Source organism: Propioniciclava sp., from assembly GCF_047602245.1.
Taxonomy (GTDB): Bacteria; Actinomycetota; Actinomycetes; order Propionibacteriales; family Propionibacteriaceae; genus Propioniciclava.
Genome location: NZ_JASGHT010000001.1, coordinates 337,156 through 351,720, shown reverse-complemented (window position 1 = coordinate 351,720; position 14,565 = coordinate 337,156). Strand labels below are relative to the sequence as shown.

The window sequence follows — 14,565 nt, the reverse complement described above, 5'->3', positions numbered from 1 at the left end:
TGGACGACCGGACCTACTCAAGTGCCGTGCTGTCGTTTCTGAGTGCTCCGCGTGCTTCCGCATGAGGCCATTCTTTCAACTCGAAAAGATGCGGCATCAAACCCGGGGCGGTTCAGACTATGGGTGTCACGGGTGTGGCTCGCTTGAGGGTGGTGGTCTCCGTCGATACTGGCGAGGAAAACGGAGTCGGTGTCGGTTCAAGTAGCATGATCCTTGCGATTGACAAGAAGCGTGACAACTGGTGCCAGTTGCATGAGGCCGCCTAGAATGAGCATGGTCCAGCCAGGGGTTGATTTGTCTGAAGTCAGATAGTTGACTCCAAACCCCACCAGTATTGCTCCGACTATGCTCACGGTCGTCGCAAATGCTTGCCCCCTCCGGAGGGATGCGAGTTGTAGTTGCAGAGAATGGACTCGTTCTTCCGTTGTGGCAAGGGTGGCATTTGTTTTGGAATGGGTGTCACGCAGGTCGGTAAGTTCGGCACTTAGTGAAGCCGAAATGTCTCGGAATAGCAAGATTACGTCGAGGCTGGGTGGTGTGGCAGTCACGTCAAAGTTGGAGAAGACTGCATATAAAGGCTGTGGAGTTCTCTCGTCATCTGCCGGAGCTTGTCGACCTTGGGGGTTCATGGTCGACCCTCGTCTTGGCCGATGCTTCCCGGCCTACTGCGAGATGGTTCGACCGGCGTTGATGGGTCAATCAGCGCGGACAGTGCAGCTCGCGGATTGCCGGCACGATTCAACCAGTAGGCCAATTCTTGGCGCGTCTTCAAAATTGATGGATGTTGATGCTCGAGCGTTCGCTGTTCGTCTTCCAGAAGTTGCTCCAAGAGTGCAACAGCTCCAGCTGTGTCGCCCGAATTCCCAAACGCGTTAGCCAAGTTTGCGCGAGTGGCTAGCGTGTCCGGGTGATTGTTGCCGAGCACTCGTTGCCGGTCGGCGAGGGTTTGCTGGTAGAGGGCGATCGCGAGGGGGAGGTCGCCCGCAGCCTGGTAGGCAGTGGCGAGGTTGTTGCGCGAGCCGAGGGTGTTGGGATGATCCTTGCCGAGAACACGGACAGAGTCGGTGAGGGTTTGCCGGTAGAGAGGGATGGCGAGGGGGAGGTTGCCCGCAGCCTGGTAGGCACCCGCGAGGTTGTTGCGTGATTGCAGGGTGTGGGGGTGGTCGTTGCCGAGGACGCGTTCTCTCTCGGTGAGGGTTTGTTGGTAGAGGGGGATGGCGCGTTGGAGGTGGCCAGCCGCCCGGTAGGCGCTAGCGAGGTTGTTGCGTGAGGTGAGGGTGTCGGGGTGAACGTGACCGAGAACTCGTTCCTGTTCGGTGAGGGTTTGTTCGTAAAGGTGAATGGCGCGTTGGACGTCGCCCGTTGCCTGGTAGGCGCTGGCGAGGTTGTTGCGTGAGGCCAGGGTGTTGGGATGGTCCTGGCCGAGGACCCCAACGGAGTCTGTGAGGGTTTGCTCGTAGAGGGGAATGGCGCGTTGGAGGTCGCCTGCGGACTGGTAAGCGGAGGCGAGGTTGTTGCGTGAGGTGAGGGTGTCGGGGTGGTCGTGACCGAGGACCCGTTCCTGGTCAGTGAGGGTCTGTTGGTAGAGGGGGATGGCGCGGCTGAGGTCGCCGGCAGATTGGTAAGCGTAGGCGAGGTTGTTGCGTGATTGCAGGGTATGGGGGTGGTCGTGACCGAGGATTCGTTCCGCGTCTGTGAGGGTTTGTTGGTAGAGGGGGATGGCACGGCTGAGGTCGCCGACAGATTCGTAGGCGCTGGCGAGGTTGTTGCGTGAGGTGAGGGTGTCGGGGTGGTCGTTGCCGAGGACCCGTTCCATCTCGGTGAGGGTTTGCTGGTAGAGGGGGATGGCACGGCTGAGGTCGCCGACAGATTCGTAGGCGCTGGCGAGGTTGTTGCGTGAGGTGAGGGTGTTGGGGTGGTCGTTGCCGAGGACCCTCGCGAGATCGCCCACATAGTCGGCTAACTGAATCACTGGGTACGAATCTCGCAGTTCATTGGCGGCGTAGATGACACGACCTGCGGTACTGAGCAGTTCGGGCAGTTCGCACAGGTGTCGAGAGTGTTCCTGGATGCGGATCGCCATCAGTTGCTCGGCGAGAGCTGTACAGGTCATGCGCCGCCGCCAGTAGTCAGCCGCCGACAACATGTCGACGCCAGCAAGGACAGCGACGGCGGCGGACGCATCCTTCTCGCGGTCCGCTGCGGTGCGGTCTTCTCGGAAGACCTGGGCCTGCAGGCGGTGCAGAGACACGATGTTCTGCTCGCCCGACGCCGCCGAGAGCGTGACAATCGAATACTGCGCGAGGCGTCCGATCGCTTCGTGCGCCACCAGTGGGTCTTTACCGAGAGGCGCCAGCCAGTCCTGCGGGACACCCGACTCGGCCAATAGTGACAGCGCAGCCAGCGTCCGAACGGCCGCAGTTGCGACTTTCGGTTTGGTTTGGTTCAGGTGATTGAGGACGCTGGTGTAGGCCTTTCTGAGCGCGACTCCGACGGTGAAGTCGTAGGGGGCGCCGGAGCCGCGGTCCTCGCGTTCGACTGCGTCGTTCAGCGGGCAACTGGCCAGCATATCGCAGTACTCGTGGTAGTTGTACTGCTCCAGCCTGATGGTGTTTGCGGCCTGGGTCAGTGCCAGTGGGAGCCTGCCCAGTTCATCGGCCACGAGGCTTGCGCCGTTCGGATCGTTGAGACCGGTCGCCGATTCGAGATAGTCGATCGCTTGGTTCTCGGTGTAGACGCCGACCGTGATTGGTGTGCCCAGATTGCGTGTGTGGACGGTGGTGGTGACGAGCACGCGCATTCCCGGTCCCCGCGGGATTAGGCCGTGTAGATCATCTGGATTGGTGACGTTGTCGAAGACGAGGAGACGGTCGTCAGGACCTTGGCTGCTTAACCATGTCATGAGCTTGTTCGCGGCTGCCCTCGGGTCGTCCTCGGCTGTGGCGCAGATTCCGAGTGCTATCTGGGCGAGTTCGTTGATTGTCTGATCGCGGGTGGCGGCGGTTACCCAGCCAACGAAGGGCCATCCCGCGTTCTGGCATTCCTCAGCGAAGGCCGAGGCGAGTTGCGTCTTGCCGACCCCGCGCATGCCTTGGAGTGCACTCAATGACGCTTCCCCGCCGGCAGAAAAAGCATCTCGCACTCGTTGGAGTTCGTCGCGGTCCACGAAATTGGCCGGAAGTCGAGGACGTGAGCCGGCGATCTGCTGTCGGGCCCGTAGTTCAGCCGTGATCCCTCGCTTGACAATCCGCAGGTACTCGTCACTCAGCCCTAGCGTCGGTTGTTGGAAGGCAAATGCAATCTCCTCCAGGATCTGGCGCAATGCAGTCGTGCTTGCGAGGCCTAGGATATCGGGGGATTGCATGAACGCCATGAGCAAGCCGTGGGCCTGGTTCAGCAGGGCCTCCATGTATGCCCATTCAGGATCGGTCCAGTCTAATTTTGCGTCTGCCTGCAGAGTTTTCGTCCGAAACTCTGTTTCGTCGAGCAGTGCAGTCCTCAGCCAATGTTCTCGCTGACCGTCGTTCAACTGCGCAAAGAGATGCCCCTCGATGGACTCCCGTTGGGCCACCGACAGTGCAGTAGACGCCTGGGCCGCGTATTCGTCGAGATCCGTGGCTGCCTGGCGTACGAATCTCTTGACCGGCTCCGGCGCCTGAGGAAGCGCCTCCAAAACGGCCTCAATGCCGGCGACTTCAGCTGCTGGCGCTGCTGGGAGGGGTGCTCCGATGAGCCTCAGTGTCCACGGCACAACGGCGGATGCGACTGACCGTACCTCGCCCATGCACCCTCTCCCCCCGGCGTCTGTGCCCGCGCGTCCCAGCGGCTAGATGTCACCGATCCTAGGGCAAGGTTCGGCGCGTGCGGGAGCGCGGTGACGTCCCGCTGAGTGGTGTAGTTCCCTTGGTGTTGGGTTCGTCGTGTTGCCGGTGAGGTAGGCGGCCATCGTGCGACGGTCAGTGAGTACTTGCGACGGAAACTCACAGATAGGACACGAAGCACGATGGCCTTGGACAATGCTGCACTACTTGAGGTGTTGGAAGCTATGCAGGCGGGCGGGGTCGAGGACCGCGTCCGGATCGCGGCTCAGACGATCTACCAGGCGTTGATCGACGCCGAACTCACCAGCGTGATCGGCGCCGGCCCCTGGGAACGCACTGATCAGCGCACCACCCAGCGCAACGGATCACGGGCACGGACGCTGTCCACGACAGCAGGGGATCTGGAACTGCGGATCCCGAAGCTGCGGGTCGGGTCGTTCTTCCCGTCCTTGCTGGAACGCCGGCGCCGTGTCGATCAGGCGTTGTTCGCGGTCGTGATGGAGGCCTACCTCCACGGTGTCTCGACGCGGAAGGTCGATGATCTGGTCAAGGCGCTGGGTGCCGATACCGGAATCAGCAAGTCCGAGGTCTCTCGGATCTGTGCCGATCTTGACGAGGAAGTCGGCGCGTTCCGCGACCGTTCCCTGGGCGATATCGCCTACCCCTACGTGTTCTTGGACGCCACCTACTGCAAGGCCCGGGTCAATCGGCGGGTGGTGTCGCAGGCGGTCGTGATCGCTACCGGAGTCACCGCCGATGGCCGCCGTGAGGTTCTGGGTTTCGATGTCGGTGACAGCGAGGACGGCGCGTTCTGGACCGCGTTCCTACGCGGACTGAAGGCCCGCGGCCTGGGTGGGGCCCAGCTCGTGATCAGTGACGCCCACACCGGGCTGAAACAGGCCATCGCGTCGGTGTTCCTCGGTGCTGCCTGGCAGCGGTGCCGGGTGCACTTCATGCGTAACGTGCTCGCGGTGGTGCCGAAGGGCAACGCCGAGATGGTCGCCGCGGCGATCCGCACGATCTTCGCTCAGCCCGATGCCGAGCATGTGCGCGAGCAGTTCGACGTCATCACGGTGATGCTCGGCAAGCAACTACCGAAGGTTGAGCAGATGCTCCACGATGCCCACGACGACCTGCTCGCGTTCACCGGGTTCCCGGTATCGCACTGGAAGAAGGTCTGGTCGACCAACCCGCTCGAGCGGCTCAACAAAGAAGTCAAGCGCCGCACCGACGTCGTCGGTGTCTTCCCCAACCCCGCCGCGCTCCTGCGTCTGGCAGGCGCCGTGCTGGTGGAAGCACACGATGAATGGCAGGTCACCGCCGAGCGCCGCTACCTGTCCGAACACTCCATGGAACTCATCACCGGCACCAGCAAGAACACCAAGGAGGTAGCCAAACCAGAACTCATGACGGCATGATCAGAACCACTGACCCGCACGGTACCGAGAAACCCCACCACAACACGGGACACCACCCGGGAGCGCTCCCGACTACGTCTCCTCGACTGTCAGGACTAGCCACCGCTGTTGCCAATCCTTCGCTTCTAGGCGGCGCTTGAAGGCGTCGATTCTCGATGGCTCCCTGAACGCCGGCATCGGTCGGGCGACCATGCCGAACAAGTCGTCGGAGCCGTGGCAGTAAAGGAAATTGAGTCGATCATCGATCAGCCGGACCCCGACACAGGTGGCGGTCTCGACCCAGTGTGCGATCCCGTCCCGTGTTGATTCGAACGGTGGGAAGCCGTCGCGTTCGTGCATGCGCGCCTGGTTGCGCGCTTCCCACGCGGCAAAGGGGAAGCGTTGGCGAAGCTCCTTGTCGAGACCCCAGTCCCGCTCTGGCGTGACGTCGGTGGGGTCGAAGTAGGCGAGGTCGATGTCGGTGTCATGCCGTGGTCGCTGACCCGAAAGGTGGTCCCACACGGCGTTGCGCAGGAAGCCCGCGCCGATCCACCAATCGGGGAGGCAAACCGTCTCGGCGGCACGCAGCACCCTCATCATCCAGTCGTCGCCACGGACGAGTTCAGCGAGGGCGTCCTCGGTCATTCGGTTCATGGTCATCGGCTCTCGCGTCCCTGCCGGACTTCCCTCGTAGGCGGTACTTCGCTGGGTGGCAGGCGCCGACTCGATCCACTCAGGTGAGTCCATAGCGGGCCCGTATGCGCGCCACCAGCTCGTCAGAGTCGATTCGGCCTTCGACGTACTCCTCAGCGTCGGCTCGAGTGGCGGGGGTGACGTGCACCCCGTCCATCTCGCCGCTGTGAATTGCCTCGGCCACACGCCCCTCGCGCTCGGCCCGAGTGGTGGTTGGGATCGGCGAAGTCATCATGTCCACCCCTCTCGCTCGGTCTTCCAATCTAGCGTCCGGCCGTCACAGGCCTTCCCCAGGGTGCGCGTCGGCGTCCACAGGGGGAGTATGAAGAGCAAGTTACTATCGCGTCCACTGGCGTTTTCGGGCGGTATTCGCAATACAGTGTGCTCATGCTGAACGGGTAGTGGCCATGGTGTGGCCACTCCAACTCGAAAGTGGGTCAGATGTCACAACCGCACTCCGACGCCGGGCGTCCGGATGATCTCCCGCACACGACCGTCACCCAGGATCCGCCGCGGGAGATGCAGCGGTCGATGGAGCCGCGCCATCTCATCATGATCGCGATGGGCGGCGTGATCGGGTCGGGACTGTTCCTGAGTTCGGGCTACACGATCTCGCAGGCCGGGCCGCTGGGTGCGGTGATCGCCTACCTGATCGGCGCGGTCGTCGTGTATCTGGTGATGGCGTGCCTGGGTGAACTCGCGGTCGCCTATCCGGTCTCGGGGGCGTTCCACATCTATGCGGCGCGCTCGATCGGTCCGGCGACGGGTTTCGCCACCGCGTGGCTGTACTGGTTGTGCTGGGTGGTCGCCCTCGGCTCGGAGTTCACCGCGGCCGGCATCCTGATGCAACGCTGGTTCCCAGACGTCGAAGTGTGGGTCTGGTGCCTGATCTTCGCGGTGGTGCTCTTCAGCGCCAACGCGATCTCGGCGCGCGTCTTCGGCGAGACCGAGTTCTGGTTCTCGCTGATCAAGGTGACCGCGATCATCGCCCTGATCGTGCTCGGCGGCATGGCGGTCGTCGGCTTCACGCCGCTGTCGACCGAGCATCATCCGGCGGTGTTCTTCAGCAATTTCAACACCGATCTGGGCCTGTTCCCGGCGGGCATGGGCGGCGTCGTGATGACCTCGCTGGCCGTCTTCTACGCCTTCAGCGGCTCGGAGCTGATCGGCGTCGCCGCTGGTGAGACCAAGGATCCGGGCAAGAACATTCCCAAGGCGCTGCGCAGCACGGTGATCCGCCTGGTCATCTTCTTCATCGGCGCCATCGCCGTGATCGCCGCCATCGTGCCGTATGAGGAGACCGGCGTCACCGACAGCCCGTTCGTCACCGTGTACGACTACATCGGCATCCCGTTCGCCGCCGACATCATGAACTTCGTGATCATCACCGCGCTGCTCTCGGCGGGCAACTCGGGACTGTTCTCCTGCGCCCGCATGCTGTTCTCGCTGTCGGCCGAAGGTCACGCGCCGCGCTCCTTCGCGCGTCTCACCAAGCGCGGCATTCCGTTGATCGCGCTCAGCGTCAGCATGATCGGCGGACTCGCCTCGCTCATCTCCAGCGTCGTCGCCCCCGGCACGGTCTACCTGATCCTGGTCTCGGTGGCCGGCTTCGCCGTCGTCGCGGTGTGGATGTCGATCGTCGCCTCGCAGTTCTTCCACCGGCGCGCGTTCCTCAAGGCCGGCGGCGATCTGAGCACCCTCGAATACAAGACGCCGTTCTACCCGGTGGTGCCGATCGTCGCGTTCGTGCTGCTGGCCATCTCGATGATCGGGGTCGCGTTCGACCCCAACCAGGTCGCCGCGCTCTACTTCGGCGTGCCGTTCACGGCTGCCTGCTACGTCTACTTCTGGTGGCGGCACGGCCGCAAGCGCACCGACGCCGAGATACGCTCGCCCTTGTGACCACGAGCCAGCGCCCAGCGGGGGAGTCCTCCTCGCTGGGCCAAGGACTCGCCCTGCTCGACGCCGCCGTCCGCCGCGAGCGCAGCGGCCTGCCCGGCCCGAGCGTCTCGAAACTCGCCGACCTGACCGGCATCGAACGCAGCCGCGCCTCCCGCCTGACCCAAGAACTCCTCGACCTCGGCCTGCTCGAGAAGAGCCACGACGGACGCCTCCGCGCCGGTCCCGCCTATTTCGCGTGGGGAGCCTCCCGGCACGACACCTGGCTGCGCGCCGCCCGGCGCGACCTGCGGCGGCTGGCCTCGCGTCACCGCGCCAGCGTGCGCCTCCTCGCCGCGGACGGCCCGCGCGCCGTCCTGCTGCGCTACGAATCCGCACCCGGAGCCCCCGACGCGGCGATCCGGGCCGGCATGGTCACGCCGATCTGGAGCACCGGCGGCGGACGTGCGCTGCTGTGGCAACTCGACGTGGCGCAGATCGCCGACCTGCTCGCCGGCAGCCTGTTCATCGGTGTCGGCGGACCGCATGCCGCCCGGTCGAGCGCCGACGTCGCCGCCCGCGTCCGTGCCGATCGCGAACGCGGCGTCGTCGAAGCGGCCGAAGAGTTCGAGTACGGCGTGGTCGAACTCGCCTTCCCTGTCATCGACGGCGACCGCGTCATCGCCGCGGTGAGCGCCGCCTGCCATGCCGGCGATACGGACGCCCGCGCCGCGCTGAGCCGCGAGGTCGTCTCAATCGCGCGCGAACTCGGACGCCTCGCCACTTTCGGGCCGGACGCCGCCGATCAGTGAGGTGAGTTCGTCGGCTGCCTCCTGGCAGGCCTGCCCGAGCTGAACGACCCGCGCGGCCATCCGGTCGCGTTCGCCGACGATCTGCACCGCGGCGACGGTTTCGCCGCGGAAGTCGAACACTGGCGCGGCCACCGAGAAGAGCCCGGCCTCGGCTTCCTCGTCGACGATCGAATACCCGCGGGCGCGAGCCTGGTGCAAGCGGTCGAGAAACTCCTCGACCGAAGTTGCGGCGCGCGGGCCGCCGGTGCCGAACGGGGAATCCTGCAAGACCGCCCTGACTTCGTCGTCGTCGGCGTCCCACAATGCCGCCTGGCCGGCGTCGCTGGTGAACGCGGGGTAGGCGCGTCCGATCCACGAGGCGAACGCGCCGGGGTCTTTGCCGGTGAACTCCGCGATGGTGACGGTGCTGTCGCCGTACAACTCGCCGAGGAAACAGGCTTCGCCCACCCGGCGTGACAGCCGTTCGAGCACGGCGAGGCCGTCGGCGCGGAGGCGGCTCTCGGTGAGTGCCTGGGCGATCGCGTACGCGTTCGCCGAGATGCGGTAGCCGCGGCGTCTGCCTTCGACGAGCCCGCTCGACGCCGATTGGGCGAGGGTTCGGGCGACCTGGGATCGCTCGCGCTCCATCGATTGGGCGAGCCCGGAGACGCGCCAGGCGGACTCGCTCGCGCCGCTGGCCGCGGCCAAGGTCTGCAGGACCTCCATCCCGCGGCCCATGCTCGAGCGCTTCACCATTCCGTCATTCTAGAGCCGGTCAGATCGGCACAAACATGCAACAAAAGCATGTAGCGATGTAAATCATGCACGTTATGATCGGAGGGTGAAGCCCGCAGACCTGATGACCACGCGTCCCGACCGTCACCAGCCGCGGACGTTGTCCGAACTCAGCCTGGCCGTGCACGGCGGCGTCCTGAGCGACAGCACGAAGGCACTACGGACGCCGCTGGTGATGGCGAACTCCTACGAGCTTCCGGAGGATCCCAGCGAGATCAGCTGGTCCGCGACGGCGTCCGGGCTCTACACGCGCAACAGCGGGCACAACCAGGTCGCGCTGGAAGCCAAACTCGCGGCGATGGAACGCGGCGAAGCCGCGGTCGCGCTGGCGTCCGGTGTCGCGGCCCTGCATGCGGTGTTCTTCACCCATGTGCGCGCCGGCGACCACGTGGTGGTGAGCGACGTCACCTACGAGGCGACCTGGCGGCTGTGGACCGAACTACTGCCCGGCCGCTACGGCATTCAGACCACCTTCGTCGACATCACCGACCTGGACGCCCTGCGCGCCGCGCTGCGCCCAGACACAAAACTGGTCTGCATCGAAGCCATCGCGAACCCGACCACGAAGGTCGCCGACGTCGAGGCCGTCGCCGCCATCGTGCACGAGTCTGATGCGCTGCTCATGGTCGACTCGACCTTCACGCCGCCGCCGTTCTACCGCCCGCTCGAACACGGCGCCGACCTGGTGGTGCATTCGCTGACCAAATACATCAACGGTCACGGCGATGCGATGGGTGGTGCGGTGATCGGCCCGGACCGGCTCATCGAGCCGATCAAAGCCGAGGCGATGGTGGACGTCGGCGGGGTCATCTCGCCGTTCAACGCCTGGCAGATCCAGCGCGGCTCGGTCACCTTGCCGCTGCGGCTGCGGCAGCACTACCGCTCGGCTCAGCTGATCGCGGAGTTTCTAGAGGCTGATCGCCGTGTTGAGTACGTCTATTACCCCGGACTTGCCTCGCATCCTCAGTACGATCTCGCCGTGCGGCAGTTCGGTCGCGACAACCTCGGCGGCACGCTCGCCTTCGCGGTCAAAGGTGATCCCGCGACGCAGAACCGCTTCGTCTCCCACCTTCGGCTGGTCACCTCGGGGTTCTCGCTGGGGCATGACGATTCGCTGATCGTGCACGTCGGTGCGGACGGCCCTCGGGTCGCGGCCTATCCCGAACCGTTCCGCAGGCATGGCTACCTGCGGCTGTCGGTCGGCCTCGAAGATGTCGGTGACCTTCTCGCTGACCTCGCCGCCGCGCTCGACCAGACCTTCGACCGCACCGTCGCCGGGTAGCCATGCGCGACGCGATCGACACCCAGATCCTCGCCGAACTCGCCGCGAACGCGCGCATCCCGCTGGCGACCCTCGGCGAGCGCGTCCGGCTCTCACGCAACGCGGTCCGGCTCCGGATCGAACGGATGGAACGCGACGGGGTCATCCAGGGCTACACCGTGGTGCGCGGGCGCTCCGGTGAGGACGACCGTGTCGCCGCGATGCTCTTCGTCTACCGCGTCGACCGGATGCGCGGCGCCGACGTGCTCGCCGCGCTCGCGAAGATCCCCGAGATCAAGACCTGCGACATCCTCACCGGCGAATTCGACCTGCTCGCCCGCATCGAGGCACGCTCCGTGGAGCGCGTGCAAGAGATCTGGGACTCGGTCAGCCGCCTGCCCGGCGTCCAGAACACCATCACGTCCATCTCGCTTTCGACGACGATCGACCGCGGATAGGCCCTGGTCAGGTGCGCAGGCACACCACCTTGGGCTGGGTCATCTCCTCATACGCGAAGCGGACGCCCTCGCGCCCCATGCTTCCGTACTTGGCGCCGCCGAACGGCATCGCGTCGATGCGGAAGTCCGAGGAGTCGTTGATCATCACCCCGCCGACTTCTAGGTCGCGTGAGGCGTTGAGTGCGGTGGCGAGGTTGGACGTGAAGACTCCGGCGTGAAGGGCGTAGTCGGGACGGTTGGCGAGATCGATCGCCTGTTCGTAGGTATCGAACGGAGCAAGCAGGACGACCGGTGCGAAGACCTCGTCGGTGCACAGCGAATGATCGAGGGGCACGTTCTCGAGGACGGTCGGTGAGAGGAATGCCTGGTCGGCGGTGCCGCCGCACAGGAGCGTGGAACCGGCGGCGACGGCTGAGCGCACCGAGTCCATGGCCGCGCGGGCGGCGTCCGGGCTGATCATCGGACCGACGTCGGTCGCCTCATCGAGCGGATCGCCGGTGACGAGTTGGCGGGTGCGTTCGATGAATCGCGCCCGGAACGCCTGGTAGATGGTCCGTTGGATGAGGAGGCGCTGGGCTCCGATGCAGTTCTGTCCGGCTGCCCAGAAGGCGCCTGAGACGCACGCCTCGACGGCCCGGTCTAGGTCGGCGTCCTCGAAGACGAGCACCGGGGCGTTGCCGCCCAACTCCATGGAGAGCCGCTTGAGGCCGGCCGCGGCGGCGATCGCTTCGGCGGTGCGGAAGCCTCCGGTGAACGAGATCATCCGGATGTCGCGCGCCCGGATGAACGCTTGCAGCACCTCGCGGCGTCCGTGCACCACCGTCACCGCTTCGGCGGGAAGCCCTGATTCGCGCATCAGATCGACGAGCAGCCGCGCGACGAACGGCGTCCGCTGGGAAGGCCGCAAGATCACCGCATTGCCGCCCGCGATCGCCGGACCGAGTTTGTGCGCGACCAGGTTGAGCGCATCGTTGTACGGCGTGATCGCGAGGATGATGCCGAGCGGCTCGCGGGTGAACCAGCCCTGCCGGTCCTGGCCACCGTCGAACGCGTCGAAGGGGACGACCTCGCCGCCGCCATGGCGGGCCGCCTCGGCCGACAGCATCATCGTGTTCGCCGCCCGGGCGACCTCCTTGCGGGCCTGCCGGATCGTCTTGCCGGCCTCGCGGACGATGAGCTCGGCGACCTCCGCTGTGCGCTCGCGCAGAAGCGCCGCCGTGGCATCGAGGATCGCGGCCCGCTGGAACTTCGACAGTCCACGCATGACCCGGACGCCGTCCCGCGCGTTCGCCAGGAGATGCTCGGTGTCCTCGATCGTATGCTGCCGCAGCCGACCGATCTCTTCCCCCGTGGCCGGGTTGGTGACGACGAACTCTTTGCCGCTAACGACTGATCCGACAGCGGTGGTCATCTCGCGGTTCCGCTGTGGTTCTGGGCTGGCTGTGGTGACGCCAGGGCTCGGCTCGAGGTGTGGGGTGGTGGTCATGCTGCAGGTCCGCCCTGCGCGTGGATGGCGATGATGTCGGAGAGCAGCGCGTACGCGGTCTCGACGCGTCCGGCGCCAGGGCCGCTCACGGTGACCTGGCCGAGCAGGTCGGTGTCGAAGGTGACCGCGTTCGTGGCGCCGGAGATGCCGGCGAGGGGGTGGATGTTTTCGAGCGCAATCGGGCAGACCCGGGCTGTGGTGGTTCCGTCGGGGGTGCGCGTGACGGAGCCGATCAGCTTCCAGACCTGGCCGTTGTGGCGGGCGGTCTCGATGTCTTCGGAGGTGATGCCGGAGATTCCCTCGGTCGGGATCGCCTCAGGCGCGATGTCGACGCCCATCACCCGGCTGGCAAGGATCGACACCTTCAGGCACACATCCGATCCCTCGATGTCAGCGGTCGGATCCGCCTCGGCGTAGCCCAACTCCTGCGCTTCGCGCACCGCGTCGTCGAGGGTGAGGCCGTCCGCGAGGCGTCCGAGCACGTAGTTCGTGGTGCCGTTCAAGATGCCCTGGACGCCGCGGATGCGGTTGCCGGCGAGCATCTGGGAGGCGAAACGCAGCACCGGGGTGCCGCTCATCACCGCGCCCTCGAACTCGAAGCGCCTGCCGTGCTGGGCGGCGAGTTCGAGAAGCCTGGTGCCGGCCAGCGCGACCGGACCCTTGTTGGTGGTGGTGACGTGCTTGCCGCTCTCCAGCGCCCACCGGACGTGCGACAGCGCCGGCTCGCCGGTCTCGGGGTTGGTGAAGGTCGCCTCGACGACGATGGCGGCGTTGCTGTCGCGGATGACCGCTTCGTTGTCGACCTCGGCGGAGCCGCCGGGCAGTCCGGCGAAATTCGTTCCGCGCGGCAGGGCGAGGACGGCGTCCAGATCGATGCCGTCGGGCTGGGTGAGCGTGCCCAGGTTCAGGTCGGTGATGGCGACCACGCGCATCCGGAAGCCCACGGCGTCCGCGAGATGGTCGCTGTCGTCGCGGATGATCTCGGCCAGCGCGCGGGCCACGCCGCCGAAGCCGATCAGGGCGAGGTTGTACGTCTGCATGGGCGGGCCTCCACTGCCTTGGTCACCAGATTGCTGCCCCCAGCATGGTCAGCAGGAGTGTCAGGTTTCGCCTGCCGAATCGCCCGTCACGACGAGCGAAACGCTCGCGTCATGGACGCCGGGAAGCTCGGCGAGGCGCCCGGTTTCCGCGCGTTCGCCCTGTTTTCAACCCGGGCGAGAATGACCAAACCGGGCGACGTGGCGGGCGAGTGTGCGTAAGCCGGGCGAACGTGACTACACCGGGCGGCGCGGTCGCACCGGACTCTGCAAACAGGGTTTTGGATCCCAATTGAGGCCGCTGGTCGTCGTACTAGAACGCAGCTTCGCGGAGTTCGTCGCGAGCTTCGGGGTGCTCGCGTTTGACCAGGGTCATGTGCGGCATGCTGCGAACTCGGCGCGGAGCTGCGCGTGTGATTCGTCCACGTCGAGCAGTTCGACCTGACCGTTTTCGACGTCATCAATACGACGGCGAATCTCAGCACACCAAGCGGCGTCCACCTCGGCCTGGTCGTCGGTGAGCTGATCGTCGATGTCGAGGCTCCGGATGCCGCGATACAGCACCTCGGCGCGATCGCGCCGATCCAGCGAGAGCAGTGCCCGCTCAACCTCTGCGACGTTCATGGACATGCAACGAGTTTACGCCGGAGTTCTGGCGCTGCCCAGGACCGGACGCTGGCCGTTCATCGACGCCAGGCCGGGTCGTCCCGCCGTGGTCTTACTCGGGCATCCCCGGAGGATCGAGCTTGGTGTAACGGCTGTTAGCATCGGGGTGTGGCAACGATAGTCATCGCGTCCGTGACGGGGCGCTTCTTCACCTTCCGCGACCGCCGCGCCTGACGGCGCGTCCGCTTCGCTCGCATCAGCGCGCCGTCCTTCCGAGACGTTCACCGCACCTCGGGCGGGCGCTTTCACAACCCCGATTTCGCTGCCCTCACGGGGTGCTCC

General features: G+C 65.6%; 12 protein-coding genes. 5 read left to right on the top strand and 7 right to left on the bottom strand.

Annotated features, from left to right (window positions below; translation table 11 throughout):
• Nucleotides 1–625: 625 nt before the first annotated feature.
• Entirely contained in the window at nt 626–3,784 is a 3,159-nt protein-coding gene (locus tag QM708_RS01695) for a tetratricopeptide repeat protein (protein WP_415103779.1), read from the bottom strand.
• A gap of 219 nt (nt 3,785–4,003) precedes the next feature.
• On the opposite strand from QM708_RS01695, the gene QM708_RS01690 reads away from it, so the two are divergent.
• Complete coding sequence (locus QM708_RS01690; RefSeq protein WP_415103777.1) at nt 4,004–5,239, top strand: IS256 family transposase; 1,236 nt, start codon at nt 4,004–4,006, stop codon at nt 5,237–5,239.
• Nucleotides 5,240–5,311: 72 nt separating this feature from the next.
• Here the strand turns inward: QM708_RS01690 and QM708_RS01685 are convergent, their stop codons facing one another.
• Together QM708_RS01685 and QM708_RS01680 are read right to left on the bottom strand one after the other, a co-directional pair.
• Nucleotides 5,312–5,863, bottom strand: a complete 552-nt coding sequence (locus QM708_RS01685; RefSeq protein WP_415103775.1) for a nucleotidyltransferase family protein — start codon at nt 5,861–5,863, stop codon at nt 5,312–5,314.
• Between the two features lie 88 nt (nt 5,864–5,951).
• On the bottom strand, nt 5,952–6,143 hold the full coding sequence (locus QM708_RS01680; RefSeq protein WP_415103773.1) for a hypothetical protein: 192 nt from the start codon (nt 6,141–6,143) through the stop codon (nt 5,952–5,954).
• A 209-nt stretch (nt 6,144–6,352) separates the two neighbouring features.
• Between QM708_RS01680 and QM708_RS01675 the strand changes: the two genes are divergently transcribed.
• Both QM708_RS01675 and QM708_RS01670 read left to right on the top strand, forming a co-directional pair.
• Nucleotides 6,353–7,813 carry an amino acid permease gene (locus tag QM708_RS01675; RefSeq protein ID WP_415103771.1) on the top strand — a complete coding sequence of 487 codons (1,461 nt, stop codon included), beginning with the start codon at nt 6,353–6,355 and terminating at the stop codon, nt 7,811–7,813.
• Nucleotides 7,810–8,601 carry an IclR family transcriptional regulator C-terminal domain-containing protein gene (locus QM708_RS01670; protein WP_415103769.1) on the top strand — a complete coding sequence of 264 codons (792 nt, stop codon included), beginning with the start codon at nt 7,810–7,812 and terminating at the stop codon, nt 8,599–8,601. Before QM708_RS01675 ends, QM708_RS01670 begins: the two co-directional genes overlap by 4 nt.
• On the opposite strand, the gene QM708_RS01665 is transcribed toward QM708_RS01670, so the two are convergent.
• The gene (locus QM708_RS01665; RefSeq protein WP_415103767.1) at nt 8,542–9,336 is read right to left on the bottom strand and encodes an IclR family transcriptional regulator; all 795 of its coding nucleotides are present in this window, start codon (nt 9,334–9,336) and stop codon (nt 8,542–8,544) included. The two genes, QM708_RS01670 and QM708_RS01665, sit on opposite strands and share 60 nt — an antisense overlap.
• 85 nt (nt 9,337–9,421) lie before the next feature.
• Here QM708_RS01665 and QM708_RS01660 point away from each other — a divergent pair, with 85 nt between their 5' ends.
• Both QM708_RS01660 and QM708_RS01655 read left to right on the top strand, forming a co-directional pair.
• The gene (locus tag QM708_RS01660; RefSeq protein ID WP_415103765.1) at nt 9,422–10,657 is read left to right on the top strand and encodes a trans-sulfuration enzyme family protein; all 1,236 of its coding nucleotides are present in this window, start codon (nt 9,422–9,424) and stop codon (nt 10,655–10,657) included.
• Between the two features lie 2 nt (nt 10,658–10,659).
• Entirely contained in the window at nt 10,660–11,094 is a 435-nt protein-coding gene (locus tag QM708_RS01655; protein WP_415103763.1) for an Lrp/AsnC family transcriptional regulator, read from the top strand.
• Nucleotides 11,095–11,101: 7 nt separating this feature from the next.
• Here QM708_RS01655 and QM708_RS01650 read toward each other — a convergent pair whose 3' ends face one another.
• From QM708_RS01650 to QM708_RS01640, 3 genes are all read right to left on the bottom strand, one after another.
• Complete coding sequence (locus QM708_RS01650; protein WP_415103761.1) at nt 11,102–12,505, bottom strand: aldehyde dehydrogenase family protein; 1,404 nt, start codon at nt 12,503–12,505, stop codon at nt 11,102–11,104.
• Nucleotides 12,506–12,576: 71 nt separating this feature from the next.
• Complete coding sequence (locus tag QM708_RS01645; RefSeq protein ID WP_415103759.1) at nt 12,577–13,620, bottom strand: homoserine dehydrogenase; 1,044 nt, start codon at nt 13,618–13,620, stop codon at nt 12,577–12,579.
• Nucleotides 13,621–13,989: 369 nt separating this feature from the next.
• Nucleotides 13,990–14,247, bottom strand: a complete 258-nt coding sequence (locus tag QM708_RS01640; protein ID WP_415103757.1) for an addiction module protein — start codon at nt 14,245–14,247, stop codon at nt 13,990–13,992.
• Nucleotides 14,248–14,565: the final 318 nt, after the last annotated feature.

Bases quoted from the DNA above. Each gene is read 5' to 3' on its own strand.
- QM708_RS01695 (WP_415103779.1), bottom strand. From the start codon at position 3,784: ATGGGCGAGGTACGGTCAGTCGCATCCGCCGTTGTGCCGTGGACACTG.
- QM708_RS01690 (WP_415103777.1), top strand. From the start codon at position 4,004: ATGGCCTTGGACAATGCTGCACTACTTGAGGTGTTGGAAGCTATGCAG.
- QM708_RS01685 (WP_415103775.1), bottom strand. From the start codon at position 5,863: ATGACCGAGGACGCCCTCGCTGAACTCGTCCGTGGCGACGACTGGATG.
- QM708_RS01680 (WP_415103773.1), bottom strand. From the start codon at position 6,143: ATGACTTCGCCGATCCCAACCACCACTCGGGCCGAGCGCGAGGGGCGT.
- QM708_RS01675 (WP_415103771.1), top strand. From the start codon at position 6,353: ATGTCACAACCGCACTCCGACGCCGGGCGTCCGGATGATCTCCCGCAC.
- QM708_RS01665 (WP_415103767.1), bottom strand. From the start codon at position 9,336: ATGGTGAAGCGCTCGAGCATGGGCCGCGGGATGGAGGTCCTGCAGACC.
- QM708_RS01655 (WP_415103763.1), top strand. From the start codon at position 10,660: ATGCGCGACGCGATCGACACCCAGATCCTCGCCGAACTCGCCGCGAAC.
- QM708_RS01650 (WP_415103761.1), bottom strand. From the start codon at position 12,505: ATGACCACCGCTGTCGGATCAGTCGTTAGCGGCAAAGAGTTCGTCGTC.
- QM708_RS01645 (WP_415103759.1), bottom strand. From the start codon at position 13,620: ATGCAGACGTACAACCTCGCCCTGATCGGCTTCGGCGGCGTGGCCCGC.
- QM708_RS01640 (WP_415103757.1), bottom strand. From the start codon at position 14,247: ATGTCCATGAACGTCGCAGAGGTTGAGCGGGCACTGCTCTCGCTGGAT.